This window comes from Amycolatopsis kentuckyensis, from assembly GCF_041679295.1.
Taxonomy (GTDB): domain Bacteria; phylum Actinomycetota; class Actinomycetes; order Mycobacteriales; family Pseudonocardiaceae; genus Amycolatopsis; species Amycolatopsis kentuckyensis_A.
Map to the genome: position 1 here is coordinate 236,364 of NZ_JBGDMD010000001.1, position 14,062 is coordinate 250,425.

A 14,062-nucleotide genomic window follows, 5' to 3' on the forward strand; every position below is an offset into this window, starting at 1 on the left:
CTCCGACGGGCTCGGTGCTGGAGTTCATGTCAGGCGCCCGTCACGACCAGGGCGTAACCCTGCTTGGCGAAGACGACGGTCCCGCTGACGGTGATGGTCCACGGTCCGGTGAACGGCCGGTCGACGACGATCATCTGGACGTTGTTGAGCCGGTCCTGGGGGCCGGTCCCGCCTTCGCGGGACACGCCGGCTGCGGTGTCGAAGTCGTTGCCCAGGTACTTGACCCCCAGCGCGTCCTGGGCCGTCAGCTTGAGGACGTTGCGCGAGGGCTGGGTCGAAAGCGCGGCCGCGGGCGGATCCGTCCACACGAGCGTGATCTTGAGCTGCTCGTGGTCGTCGCCGACGAAGAAGCGCTGCGAGGCGCTCGTGTTCAGCGACAGCCCGGCACTGTTGCGGACGTCGTTCACCAGCAGCCGGCGCCGGCGGCCGTCCTTGAAGACGAGGGCGCGGTCGAGCTGGATCTGCCCCCAGCCCTCGCGGTCGGACGGGTAGCCCGCGACGCCGGTGAGGTTGGTGGTCGAGTTGAGCAGCACCGCCCGGATCAGGGCGCCGGTCGGCGTGATCCGGCGGTCGGCCCGTCGTTCGCCGTGGGGGTAGAACCCCTCGGTGAAGTACTGGCGCACCAGGGTGGCCGCGGCCGCCGCGTTGGGGGTCGCCCAGCTGGTGGCCGCCAGGTCCGGGTTCTTGAAGTAGGGCCCGGTGTCGCAGTAGAGCGCGGTCGAGTTCCGCTTCAGGGACGCGGACTGGATGCCGTTGCCGACCGCCACGAGATCGGGTTTGCGGCGCCCGTCGGTGGTCGGCCCCGGCTTCCCGCTGCCGAAGCTCATCTGGTCGGGCGGACCTTGGGACGCGGCCACGCACAGCACGTTCTTCGCGATCCCGGGCGCGCCGTTGCCGGCGCCGCGGTCGTTGGTGTTCGCCGCGGCGGCGATCACCACGTGGTCCTCGTTGCCGAAGCTGAACGCGTCCGCGCCGACGGCGTCGGTGTTGTACAGCGGGATGAGGCCGGCCCAGCTGTTGGTGTGGACGAACGCCCCGAGTTCCTTGCCCCGCTGGAGGATGCCCTCCATCTTGAGCCCGATCGGCGGGAACAGGTCGTCGATGCTGCGGCAGACGAGCTTCGCCGCCCACGCGCCGCCGCGGTGCTCGTGGGTACCGTTCTTGTCGAGCGGGTTGCCGGCGAGGATGCCCGCGACGAACATGAAGTGCTCGCTGACGTCCGGGGTGTTCTGGTCGAACATGCCGAGCACCTTGCGGTGGTCTTCGCCGGCCTTGGTTTCCGCGGGGTCGTTGAAGAAGCAGTGGTTGAGGTCGAGGTGGCCCTGGTCGATGAGCCCGACGACCTGGCCTTCGCCGTGCAGGCCGTGGTCCCAGATCGGGGTGGCGTTCAGGCCGGCGACGCCGGACTGGAAGACCTGGGCCGCGGGGACGTCGGTGACCTCGCGCTCCGGGACCGGCTCGATCAGGACCACGTCGTCGACCGCCGCGACCTGAGGCAGCTCGGCCCGGTCGTCGAGGGTGAAGTCGGCGTACCGGCTGCCGCCGAAGGACCGGTTGTCGGTGAGCACGACGTCGCGCGCGCCGAGTGCGGTCAACGCGGCGGTGACGGCAGCGGGGTCCGCGTCGTCGAACAGGGTCGCGATCAGGGCGAGCGGGGTGGTGCCGGCCGGGATCCAGGAGGCGAGCTTCAACGCCGGGTCGAGCGGGACGCACGTGCGCACCAGGAAGTCGGCGCGCACCCGCGCCGCGGTGTCGTCGTCGAGCCGTTCGAGGAACGAGAAGTTCGGCACGAACCGGTCGAGGCGCAGCCCGTACGCGGCTTTCAGCCGGGCGGCGTCGGGCTCGTTCAGGGACGCCCGGAACTGCACCAGCGTCGCCCTCTTGGCCGGCGCGAGGGCCATCGGCACCCGCACGTCGGCGGGGTCGAACGGGGCCGGGCCGATCCACACGCGGAAGTCGGTCATTTCAGGGCTCCCGTCACGACGAGTGCGTAACCTTGCTGCCCGAAGACCAGGTCGCCGTGGAGCGAGATCCGCCAGGTGCCGGCCGGCGGCCGTTCGACGATGACCATCTGGACGTTGTTGCGCAGGTCCGCCCCGGCGGACGTGGCGGGCGCGAACGGCCGGGAGAACCCGGTGGCCCGGTCGATGTCGTTGCCGAGGTACCGGACCCCCGCGGGGTCCTCCACGTCCAGCCGGACGGCGTTGCGCGAGGGCAGGGTGTGCAGGGACTCGGCCGGCGGGACGTCCGTCCACACCAGCGTGATCTTGAGCGGTTCGGCCGGGCTTTCGACGGTCACCGGCCGGGTCACCTGCCGGCCCTGCGTCAGGCCGGCGGCGTGCCGCACGTCGTTCACGAACAGCTTGCGAGGGCTGCCGGGGAAGAACAGGGTGCGGTCGAGCCGGATGAGTCCCCAGCCCTCGAGGTTCGTGGGGTAGCCGGTGAGGCCGGCACCGGGGAGACCGGTACCGGTCATGTCGACGGTGGAGTTGAGCAGCACCGCCCGGATCAGCGCACCGGTCGGGAAGAACACCCGGCTGCCCAGCCTCGTGCCGCGGGGGTAGTAGCCCTCGGTGAAGTACTGGCGCACGAGCGCGGCCGCGGCCGCCGCGTTCGGCGCCGCCCAGCTCGAGGCGGTCGCGCCGAACACCTGCGGCGGACCGGTCAGGCAATAGGGTCCCGAGTTCGGCGTGGGGTTGAGCAACGCCGAGCTGATGCCACCGCCCACGGCGATGAGATCGGGCTTGCGGCGGCGGTCGGGGACGGTCGGTCCGGGCTGCCCGTCACCGAAGTTCATCTCGAGGGGAAACGCTTCGGCCGCCGCGACGCAGAGGGCGTTCTTGGCGATCCCGGGCGGCTTGTTCTCGTTCGTGCCGTGGAAGGGTGAAGAGGCGCCGACGACCACGTGGTCCTCGTTGCGGAAGCTGAAGTCGTCCGCGTCCCGCGCGGTCTTGTCGTAGAAGGGCTGTTCGACGCCCCAGCTGGTGTTGTGGATCGTGGCGCCCTCGTTCTTCGCGTCCTCCAGCATGTTCAGCAGGTGGTTGTCGCGGGTGCGGAAGACGAGCTTGGCCGCCCACGCGCCGCCGCGGTGCTCGTGGGTGCCGTCCTTGTCGAGCGAGTTGCCCACCGCGATGCCCGCGACGAACATGCTGTGCTCGCTGACCTCGGCGCCGTCCTTCTTGAACAGCCGCAGGACCTTGCGGTGCTTCGGGCCGGGCACGTTCACCGGGGTGTCGGCGAAGAAGCAGTGGTTCAGGTCGATCGTGCCGTCCTTCTCGATGACGCCGATCACCTGGCCTTCGCCGTGCAGGCCCTGGTCCCAGATGGTGCCGCCGTGCACGCCGACCCCGCCGGACTGGATCGTCTGCGCCGCTTCCACGTTGAAGTTCACGGCGGCCTGCTCCGGCTCCACCCAGACGACGTCGTCGACGGCCGCGAGGAGCGGCAGCGCCGTCCGGTCGTCGAGCGCGCACCGCGCGACGGGGTGGGCGCCGATCTCCCGGTTGTCGAGGACCTGGACGTCCCGGGCGCCGGCCGCGGTCAGCGCCGTCCGCGCGGCGGGGAGGTCCGTGTCGTCGAACAGCGTCACGATCAGCTGGAGCGGGGTGCCGGTCGCGGGGATCCACGGCGCGAGCTTCAGCGCCGGGTCCAGCGCGGTGCACGACCGGACGAGGAAGTCGGCCCGCACCCGGGCGACGGTCTCGTCGTCGAGGCGTTCGAGGTAGGCCAGGTTCGGGATGAACCGGTCGAGGACCAGGCCGTACGCGCTCTTCAGGCGGCCGACGTCGGGCTCGGTCAGCGCGGCGGTGAACTGGACGACCGTCGCCTTCTTGCCGGCCGCGAGCACGCCGGGGGCCACGTCGACCGGGTCGAACGGCTCCGGGCCGATCAGCAGGCGGAAATCCTGGGAATGGGTCACGGGATGAGCACCTCACTGCGTCGGGCCGGGATGCCGGCGTCGGGACTTTCGGCTGCCGCGCCCGCGCTCGCGACCCCGCCGGCGACCAGGACCCGGTCGTCCGCCAGTTCCACGACACCGAAACCGGACCGGCCGGTGACCAGACCGTCCACTGTGGACCATGAGTCGTCGAGGTGGTCGTAGGCGAGGACGGACCGGTAGCCGGCCGTCGCTTCGGGTGCGCCGGTCCCGCCGAGCACGAGGACGAGTTCCGAGCGCAGGAGCAGGCTCCGGTGGCGGGCACGCCCGCCGGGCATGGCCGCCGCGGCGGACCACTTGCGCGTGCCCAGGTCGAACAGCTCGGCGGTGGCCAGGCTGTGCGGGTCGGCGGTGCCGTCGGCCGCGACGACCGGGTCGCCGCCGGTGACGAGCACCCGCCCGGTGGGCAGCACGGTCGCCTGGTGGCCTTTTCTCGCCTGGGAAAGGCTTCCGGCGGGGGTCCACTCGTCGTCGTCCGGGTCGTACAGCTCGCAGTGGGCCAGTGCTTCTTCCCGGCCGTTGCCGGTGGGGACGGCGCCGCCGACGACGAGGACCCGGCCGTCGTCGAGGACGACCGCCTGGTGCCCGGTGCGGGCGTCGCCCATCGGGGCGGCCGCGGTCCAGGTCCCGGTGGCCGGGTGGAACAGCTCGGCCGAGGCGAGCGCGCCGTCCTCCTGCCCGGGCCGGACCCCGCTGCCGCCGGTGACGAGGATCCGCCCGTCGCGCAGCGCGGTCGCCGCGTGGCCGTGACGGGCCGTGCTCATCGCCGGCGCGAACGCCCAGGCGCCGGCGGCGGGGTCGAAGACCTCGGCCGAGGCGAGCACCTCGGTGCCGGAGTGCCCGCCGAGGGCGAGCACGCGGCCGGTGCCGAGCCGGGTCGTGGTGTGCCGCCGGCGTCCGGTCGCCAGGGCCGGCCCGGCCGACCACGCGTCGGCGGTCGGGTCGAACAACGCCGTGGCGGCGAGCGGCGTCCCGTCCGGGCCGGTGCCGCCGGCCAGCAGCACGCGGCCGTCGGCGAGCGTGACCAGGTCACTATCGGCCGCGGGCACCGGCAGCGGCCCGGCGTCGGCCCACGTCCCGGACGCGGCCGGGGACACCGCCGCCTCCGCCACCGGGATCACGTGGAGCAGGCCGTCCAGGGTCCGGTCCGCGGTGACGAAGCCGGCCAGCGCGTCCTCCGCCGTGGTCCGGCTGCGGAACGTGGCCGCGTGCATCCGCCGTCCCGGCGAACCGGGTGGGAAGGCCTGCCGGTTGCTCTTGCGGTAGGCGACCACGAACCGCTGTTCGGTGACGCGCACGGCGTCGGCGGCCGCGAACGGCTGCTTCTGGGCGGCCTGGCGGGCCGACAGCGCGGCGCGGCTGGTGCTGCTGCCCTTGGTCAGTTCGTCGAAGACCGGTCCGCTGACGCTGTGGAAGCTTTTCTGCGGCGCGGCTAGCCGGGTCGCGCGCGGGGTGGTGGCGGCGCTGTCGATGACGTGCAGTTCGTAGCGGGCGCTGCGGCGGACGACCCGGGCCGTGGCGAGGGCGGTGCCGGCGGTCAGTTCGAGCCCGGAGTCCTGGGTTTCGTAGGACGGCCGCGAGAGGGCGGCCGCGTCGGAGAGGGTCTGGAACTGTCCCATCGCGAACCGGTCGCCGGTGTCCGAGACCCGTTCGAGGCCGGTGTTGTCGACGGGGGCGACGGTGAACCGCTTGCCGTCCCCGGCTTTCTGCCCGCCGACGCGGTCGAGCCGGACGTTCAGCGGCAGCGCGCGTTGCCGGACGAACAGCGTGCCGAGGGGGTGCAGGACGAGTTCGCCCGTGTCGGGCAGGTCCCGGAGGGTGACCAGCACCCGGTTCCCACCCGAGGGCAGCCGGGTCTCCCAGCCTTCGGTCTTGCCGATTTCGTTGGCCAGCAACGGAAGGACAGCGACGGGCGGCAAGGTGGTGTCGCGGTCTTCGCCCCAGGTGATGTCGAAGTTGGCGGAGATGGAGAAGAAGAGGAAGCCGATCGACCCTTTGCCGTGGGCTCGCCAAGGGGCCGGCCCTTCGAGCTGGAAGTCGAGGTCGATGCCGAAGGCGCCGACGCCGAACGCTCGCAACGTCACGTGGGCACCGATGTGGATCGCGAACCGGAACGGGGACAGCTGGAACAGTGCGTCGAATCCCAAGTGGCCTTCGACGCGGAAGGCGCTGAACCCCAGGCGTAGTTCGGCTTTCGCGCCGAATTGGACGGTGTTGCTGGTGACGGCGAAGTACCCGGAAACCCGGATGAGCTGGTTGTTGCGGTTGAGGATGTCGACCGAGAGCCGGTCGGGGATCGGGAACGGCAGCGGCGGCGGCCGGTAGGCGGGGTGGAATCCGCCGACAGTGAGGATGAGGTCGGGGTTGTCGCCCCACGCGACGAGGACGCCCATGCCGCCGTCGATGGTCATGGTGAGAATGCGGCTGTCGAAGAGCTTCGCGAAGAACCACAGCCGGGACTTGTCGAGTTCGAGCGCGCCGACGAACTGCGCCTGCACGACCAGGAGCGGCTTGTCGGCGTTCGGGAGCGCGGCCTTGAGGACGCCGAGCACGGCGATGTTGCCGGGGATTTCGATGATCACCCCGAGGGAGATGCTCACGAGAGTCGGCGTGCCCCAGCCGATCTTCGCCATCGGCCCGATCAGGAACGTGCCCTCTTCCGGCGGGAAGAACCGCGCCAGGTCGGACAGGATCCGCGGCGCGTTGGCGATGACGTCCTCCGGGAAGGCGACCGACTCGATCGCGCCGGTGCGGACGCCCTCGACCAGCGCCGCCAGGTTCATCCCGCGGTTCAGCCCGACGAGCCCGCCGACGGCCAGCAGCGTGAAGCCCGCCCCCAGCTGCAGGCCGGTGCCGAACTCGGCGGTCAGCACGATCAGCAGCGAGAACCCGCGGGACCCGTCCGGCTGCCGGGTCGTGATCACCCCGATCGCCTTGACCGCCAGGAAATCCGCCAGTTCCAGCTCCAGCGCGCCGGCGTACTCCCCGCGGCCGGCGTCGAAGGAGAGGAACCCGCCGCCGGAGATCGCGCCCGCGTCCACCGCCAGCCCGACCCCGGTCGGCGGCGTGACGTCCAGCCCGACGTCGAACGGGCCGGCGTTGCCGTCGGCGAAGGTGACCGGCAGCTCGACCCCGAACCCGTCGACCACGTAGGAAAACGGGCCGAAGGTGCCCGAGAACGCCGCTTGCGCGCGGGCCGCCAGGGCCGTCGCGTCGCCGGTCAGCGCCAGGGTGACGCGGTCGACGTGCACGAACCCGAGGTCCAGGTTCGGGCTGACGGTCACTTCGATCCCGGCCCGCGTGGTGAACCGCAGGCCGGAGCGGCTCGACCACGCGAGTTCGGCCGGGATCACCACCCGCAGCTCGTCGTCGCCCAGCACGGTCGCGAGGAACCCGTCCGACCCGGCGGCGCTGACGACGAGCGCCAGGCCGTCGAGGGCGGCGCGGAAGCCCACTTCGGGTTCGCCGCCCCGCACGTCGACGGCCGCTTCGAGGGTGGCGCCGGTGAGTTCGAGGCGGGTCTGCCCGGGCTGGCCGAACAACCGGACGGCGGTCTCCGGGGCGAACTCGAGCGACACCCCGAACCCGGCGCTCGGCAGCGGCCGGCCGGGCGCGCCGGGGTAGCGCACGCCGACGTCGCCCGGCCGGGCGAACACGGCGAGCTGCTGGTCCAGATCGGTGCCGGCGCGCACGACGAGCGTCCAGTCGCCGCCGAGCGGCACGGCCGCGTCGACGCCGTCGGGCACCTGCGGCAGCAGGATCATCCCGGGCAGCGCGCCGCCGTCGGCCGGCAGCCCGGTGAGCTGGAGCCCGATCGGCGCCACTGTCCCGTCGGGCAGGGGGAGTTCGCCGAGCTGCAGGGTCAGCCCCTGGCCGGCGCTTCCGGCCGGTGGCCCGGCCGCGCCGGGGTGCAGGGGCGCGATTTCGTCGTCGGACAGCTCGTCGAGCGTCACCGGCAGGCCGAGGCCCGCGACGAGCCCGGCGAGCAGTTCGGCGAGCTTGCCGAACGCCAGGTCCGGCGTGCCCCAGCCGTAGACCGCGGCGGGCACCGCCGACGGGTCGGACAGGAGCGCGGGGATCCGGTCCCAGTCGAAGCGGACGCGCACGTGGTCGGCGCGGCCCGCGGAGGCCGGCTGGAACTCGGGCGCGATGATCCCGAGCGCCTCGAGCGCGGCGTACCAGCCGGGCGCCTCGGCCAGCAGCTGCCGGCCCAGCAGGTACTCGAAGAGCCGGCGCGCCAGCCCGGGGAGGAACACCGCGGGGTCGATCCCGGCCGGAGCCTGGGTCAGCGCCGAGATCGCCCGGTAGACGTCCCCGGCTTTGCCGACGACGGTGAGGATCTCTTCGGCTCCGGCGCCGTCGGCGAGCAGTTCCAGCGCGTTGACGGCCCGGGTGACCGCCGCCGCGACGGCGGGGTAGGACGGCGGCAGGCCGGGTACCTGCCAGCCGAGCTGGCGCATCAGCGTCGTGAAGGCGGCCGCGTCCGAGAACGCGTCCTCGAGGGGCCGGACGGCCTCGACGAGGTGGTGGGCGAGCAGGCCCAGGGTGCCGCGATCGCCGGTGGGGCCGGTCATCGCGCGCCCCGCTTCCCGTAGCGCTCGCGGAAGTCCGCCTCCACCGCGCCGTGCAGGGTCGGGTCGGCGTTGTCGACGAACGCATAGCGGCAGATGATGCAGAAGTCGGACAGCTTCACGGTTTTCGTCTTCGGGTCCACGAAGAACTCGCGGTTCATCACGCAGGTGCCGGTCGGGCGGTAGACCCCGCAGTTGTGCTCGCTGCCGTTCTCGTAGAGCCCGATCGTCCAGTACGAGGCCGCGGGCGGGTTCGGCGCCGCGCGGTGCGGGAAGTTGGTCGCGAACGTCGGCACCGGCAGCCGGACGTTGGCGCAGGGCCGGCCCTCGGCGTCGTTCGGTGGATCGGCTTCGCCCGGTCGCGGCTGGGCGTTCAGCGGGTTCTGCGTTTCGGCGATGCGCTGCAGCACGGCCGGGTCCGCCAGGGTCAGCACGCCGCCGAACTTGTCGTGGGCGAAGTCCGGGTCGGGTTCGCGGACGTAGGCGAGCAGGATGCTCCCGGCCGGGAACGCCGCCGGGTCGACGGTGCCGCCCAGCAGCGGCGCGACGAACACCCGGTTCGCGGGCACGTCGACCGCGAGGACCTTGCAGATGTTCGACGGCTTGCCGGCCGTGGCCAGCGGGCGGCGGCGGAACATGACGATGTCGTCGGTCCGCAGCCGGCTCGCCCTGACGTCGACGAGGTCGACGGTGAACCGGCCGCCGACCGGCGGGGTCAGCCCGTTCTGCAGCAAGCCGGCCTTGGCGATCCGCGGCCAGTCCGCCCACTTGATCTTGCCGACGTCGATCAGGGCGTCGGGGGTCCCGTCCGCGGTGAGCGAGCCGCGGTCCTGGACGTTGGGGGTGCCGCGCACCTGGCGGATCTTGAGCGGTGTCGGCGCGGCGGTCCGCCCGCCGTACTCGTCGCCGAGGCCGAAGGAGTGCCCGAGCTCGTGGGCGACGGTCAGCCAGACGGCGTAGAAGACGTCGGTCGGGATGTCGTCCGGCTTCAGGTCGAACCCGTCGCCCCGGTCGTTCGGCCGCACCTGGTGGAACGGGCGGGCGGCCATGCTCACGCCGATGGTGATCCCGGTCGAGGTGTCGCTCACCCTGCGGCGCGCGGCGAGCCCGGCGCGCCGGGAGGACCGGCAGAGCACGATCACCCGGTTGCGGTCCTTGCCGGTCGTCCACAGCCCGGCCGGGAGGACGTCGTCGTCCTCGCCCCGCAGGGCGTCGAGGAACTTGTTGAAGTCGTTGTCGGAAACCCGGCGGGGGTTCGTCGAGACGTACTGCTCGAGGAGGTTCGCGTCGGCCGACGGCCGCTCGCTGAACGCCATGTGGAACGCGGTGTCCCGCTCGTTGAGCAGCAACCGGTCGTTGAGGCCGACCCACTGGGTGAACCGCGGCCGCAGCAGGTCCGCGGTGATGGAGTCGCCGTAGGCGCTCTGCAGGAAGCCGATCTTGCTCTCCACCGTGGTGCCGACGGGGTAGTCGTCCGGGTTCGGCAGGCCGATGGCGTTGACGACGTCGGCGAGCGACCAGCCGGCGGCCGGGCGGGCCGCGCTCGGCAGGGGCAGCGGCGACGCCGTCGTCGGCAGCTGTCCCGGAGCCGGGCTGGGGTCGAGCTCGTCGAGCACCGTGACCCCCGCGTCGGGCGAGGGCACCCAGCCCCGCCAGTAGTTGACGCGGCCGGTGAGGGCGGCGAACGGCCGGGTGTGGGGCCGGCTCTCCAGCCGGTCCTTGACGATGCCGACGAGCCGGTTGTACTGCGCCTGGTCGGCTTCGGTGTCCTGGAAGCCGTCGGGCAGGAAGAGGATGTTCGGCACGGTGTCGACCTGCTTGACGCCGGGGCCGCCGAGGTGCGCGAGCCGCACGTGGGTCGACCAGGACGGGGCGCTGACGGCGGTGCCGTCGGCGTGCAGCCCGGCGGCCGTGGCGGTCACCTTGGTGTCGGGACCCGATTCGGCCGGCGCGGTGAGCACCCCGGTCCGGGGGTCGGCGGTGATCGGGCCGCCGGTCGCCGACCAGGTGAGTGCGGCGGTGGTCGTGTGCGCGAGGCGGACGTAGGTGAGCTCGTTCGCGTCCGGCGTCCGGAACGGCGACCAGTTGGTGATGTCGCCGATGACCCCGTCGGCGACGACCACGGTCCCGTCGAGCACCTGGTCGAACCGGCCGAGCACGGAGAACCGCGCCTGGCCGGATCCCTGGCGCACGGTCAGCTTCGACGGGGTGAGCCACAGCGAGGAAAGCTTTTCGTGCACGTGGATCCGGATGCGGGTGGTGATGGCCGGGTCCTGGTCGAGCGAGACCCGGAGGAGGAAGGAATGCCCGCGCAGGGCGAGCGTCTTGACGGTGACCTCCCCGGCGGCGGTCAGCTCGATGCCGTGGTCGTCGCCGACCTTCAGCTGCGGCGTGAACGTCACCGTGGCGCTCGCCGGCAAGGGCTGGTCCTGCGTGAGCGTCTCGCCGGTGAGGTCGTCGACCCGCAGGAGCCGGACGAGCTCCGGCGACGAGAGGCCGGGCGTCAGGTGCAGGTCGGTCGCGGCGGTGTCGGCCCACTTCAGCCGGACGATGGTCATGGTTCCCCCGGGCGGTTCGGTTGCCCGGCCCACTGTTGCCGAGACGGTCGACAACTCGTCCACAAACCGTCGACAGCTTGACGAAGCTGCTCCGGCGTATCTGGCGGGGCGGCCGGTTCACCTGTAGGGCGTGAGAACGGATTCTGCGCGCGAACCGGACGCCGACGACGCGGACGGGCCGCGGTTCCAGGTGCTGGGCCCCTTCGAACTGCGGGTGCGCGACCGGGCTCTGGAGCTCGGCGGGTTCCGCATCCGGACGCTCCTCGCGCTGCTCACGGCGAACGCCGGGCACGTGATCTCGGTGGCCACGCTGGTCGACGCGCTGTGGGCCGCGGAGGCGCCCCGCGACGCGCACCGGACCGTGCGCAGCTACGTGTCCCGGCTGCGGCACTCCCTGGTGCCGGCGGACGAGCTGATCACCACCCACCCGGCAGGGTACCTGCTGCAACCGCCTCCCGACGCGGTCGACGCCGCCCGGTTCGAGCGGCTGGTCGCGGCGGGCAGGCGGGCCCTGCCGGCCGAGCCGGCGGTCGCGGCCGGGCACCTGACCGCCGCGCTCGCGGTGTGGCGTGGGGACGCCTACGCCGAATTCGCCGAAGTTCCGCAGCTGCGGGCCGAGGCGACCCGGCTGCACGGGCTGCGGCTCGGCGCGATCGAGGACCGCGTCGACGCCGAGCTCACCACCGGCGCGGGCCCGGACCTGGTGGAGGAGCTCACCGGCCTCACCGAGCGCCATCCCGGGCACGAGCGGCTGTGGGGCCAGCTGATGACCGCGCTGTACCGGGCGGGCAGGCAGGCCGACGCACTCGACACGTTCGCCCGGGCACGCACCGTGCTTGTCGAACGATTCGGCCTGGACCCGTCGCCGCGGCTCGTCGAGGTGCACCGGCGGGTGCTGGCGAACGACCGCCGGCTCGAAGCGCCCGCCGCTCCCGTGGCCGTCCGCGCCGGGCCGCCCCGGGCGGTGCGCAGCGACCTGCCGGGCGACATCGCCGACTTCGCGGGCCGCGGTGCCGAGCTGGACCGGTTGCTCGTCAGCGGGCTCGACGCGGCTCCGCTGGCCATGGTCATCGAGGCGCTGGACGGCATGGCGGGCGTCGGCAAGACGACCTTGGCGGTGCACGCCGCGCACCGGCTGGCCGAGCGCTACCCCGACGCGCAGCTGTTCATCGACCTGCACGGCCACACCCCGGGCCAGCCGCCGATCGCGCCGGCGGCCGCGCTGGACGTGCTGCTGCGGGCGCTGGGCGTGCCGGGCGAGCGGATCCCCGCCGACCTCGACGCGCGCGCCGCGGCGTGGCGCTCGGAGCTGGCGGCGCGCTCGGTGCTCGTCCTGCTGGACAACGCCGCCGACGCCGCGCAGGTCCGGCCGCTGCTCCCCGGCACCGCGCGGAGCCTGACGCTGATCACCAGCCGGCGCCGGCTGGTCGACCTCGAGTCCGCGCGCACCCTGTCGCTGGACGTGCTGCCGGTGGCCGACGCGGTCGCGTTGTTCGCCGGCGTCGTCGGCGACGAGCGGGCGGCCGCCGAGCCCGGCGCGGTCCGCGACGTCGTCGAGCGGTGCGGCCACCTGCCGCTGGCGATCCGCATCGCCGCCGCGCGGCTGCGCTCGCGGCCCGCGTGGACCGTCCGGTACCTGGCCGACCGGCTGGGGGAGGCCTGCTCCACGCTCGCCGAGCTGGCGGTGGGGGACCGCAGCGTCGCGGCCGCGTTCGCGCTGTCCTACGAACGGCTCGACGAGCCGCGGCGGCGGATGTTCCGGTTGCTCGGGGTGCACCCCGGCCCGGAGATCGACGTCCCGGCCGCGGCCGCCCTCGCCGGCGTCACGCGCGCGGAGGCGAACGAGCTGCTGGAGAGCCTCGTCGACGACCACCTCGTGCAGCAGCCGCTCACCGGCCGCTACCGGCTCCACGATCTGGTCCGCCGGCACGCGCGCGACGTCGCGCTCGCCGAGGAACCGGAGGGCGCCCGGGCCGGGGCCCTGCGCCGGGTCGTCGACTTCTACCTCCACACCGCCTACGCGGCCAGCCGCCTGCTCGACCAGCAGCACCCGCCCATCGACCTCGAGCCGCCGGCCGCGGGGTGCGTCCCGGTCGCGTTGCCCGACGACGCCGCGGCGATGGCGTGGTTCGACACCCACCACCGGTGCGTGGTGGCCGCGCGGGTGGCGGCGGGGAACGCCAAGTGGGACACGGCGGTCTGGCAGCTGGCCTGGACGCTGGACAACTTCCACTACCGGCGCGGTCACCTGCACGAGAACATCGACGCCTGGCGCGCGGGCCTGGCCGCGGCCGAACGGCTGGGGAACCTCGGGGTCCAGGCCCGCGCGCACCGGCGGCTCGGCCTGGTCTACGCCCCGCTCGGCCGGCAGGAGGAGGCACTGCGCCACCTGAACCGGTCGCTCGCGCTGTCCGAGCGCGTCGGCGACACGCTCGGGCAGGCCGGTGCCCACTTCGTGCTGGCGCTCGCCTGGACCCACCAGGACGACGACGAGCGCGCGCTCACCCACATCACCAGCGCGCGGGACCTCTACCGCGACGTCGGCGACGAGAAGTGGGAAACCCGGGCGCTCAGCATGATGGGCGCCTGCCACACCCGGCTGGGCCACCACGACCGGGCGCGCGAGTACTGCGAGTCCGCGCTGGCTCGCTGCCGGGAGCAGGGCGACGTCTACGGCCAGGCGGACAGCCTGGACAACCTCGCCGCGATCGCCGCGCGCACCGGCGACAGCGCCGCGGCCCTGCGCCACTACGAACGGGCCCAGGACCTCTGGCACCGGCTGGACAACACCTACCGGCAGGCGGCCACCCACACCGCGACGGGCGACGAGCACCAGCGCCTCGGCGACCTCGGCCGCGCCCGGGCGGCCTGGCGGCGGGCCGCGGCGCTGTACCGGGCCCAGCACCTGGACGAGGCCGCGCTGGAGGTCGAGGCGAGACTGGCCCGGACCGGCGATCCGGGGCCGGTCCGCGCGGGGTGAGCCGCCGGCCCGGGGT

5 protein-coding genes are annotated in these 14,062 nt (G+C 73.4%); 1 reads left to right on the forward strand and 4 read right to left on the reverse strand.

What is annotated here, in order from left to right; translation table 11 throughout:
* Window positions 1-29: 29 nt before the first annotated feature.
* The 4 genes from ACERZO_RS01110 to ACERZO_RS01125 are packed head-to-tail and all read right to left on the reverse strand — an operon-like array spanning window position 30 to window position 11,066.
* Entirely contained in the window at window positions 30-1,964 is a 1,935-nt protein-coding gene (locus tag ACERZO_RS01110) for a S8 family serine peptidase (protein ID WP_372660215.1), read from the reverse strand.
* Window positions 1,961-3,919, reverse strand: coding sequence for a S8 family serine peptidase (locus ACERZO_RS01115; protein ID WP_372660217.1), 1,959 nt, complete (start codon window positions 3,917-3,919; stop codon window positions 1,961-1,963). The genes ACERZO_RS01110 and ACERZO_RS01115 overlap by 4 nt, the downstream gene beginning before the upstream one ends.
* Window positions 3,916-8,511, reverse strand: coding sequence for a DUF6603 domain-containing protein (locus ACERZO_RS01120; protein ID WP_372660219.1), 4,596 nt, complete (start codon window positions 8,509-8,511; stop codon window positions 3,916-3,918). Before ACERZO_RS01120 ends, ACERZO_RS01115 begins: the two co-directional genes overlap by 4 nt.
* A complete protein-coding gene (locus tag ACERZO_RS01125; protein ID WP_372660221.1) occupies window positions 8,508-11,066 on the reverse strand; it encodes a hypothetical protein in 2,559 nt (852 codons plus the stop codon). Before ACERZO_RS01125 ends, ACERZO_RS01120 begins: the two co-directional genes overlap by 4 nt.
* Window positions 11,067-11,196: 130 nt before the next feature.
* On the opposite strand from ACERZO_RS01125, the gene ACERZO_RS01130 reads away from it, so the two are divergent.
* Window positions 11,197-14,046, forward strand: a complete 2,850-nt coding sequence (locus ACERZO_RS01130) for an AfsR/SARP family transcriptional regulator (RefSeq protein WP_372660223.1) — start codon at window positions 11,197-11,199, stop codon at window positions 14,044-14,046.
* Window positions 14,047-14,062 lie beyond the last annotated feature (16 nt).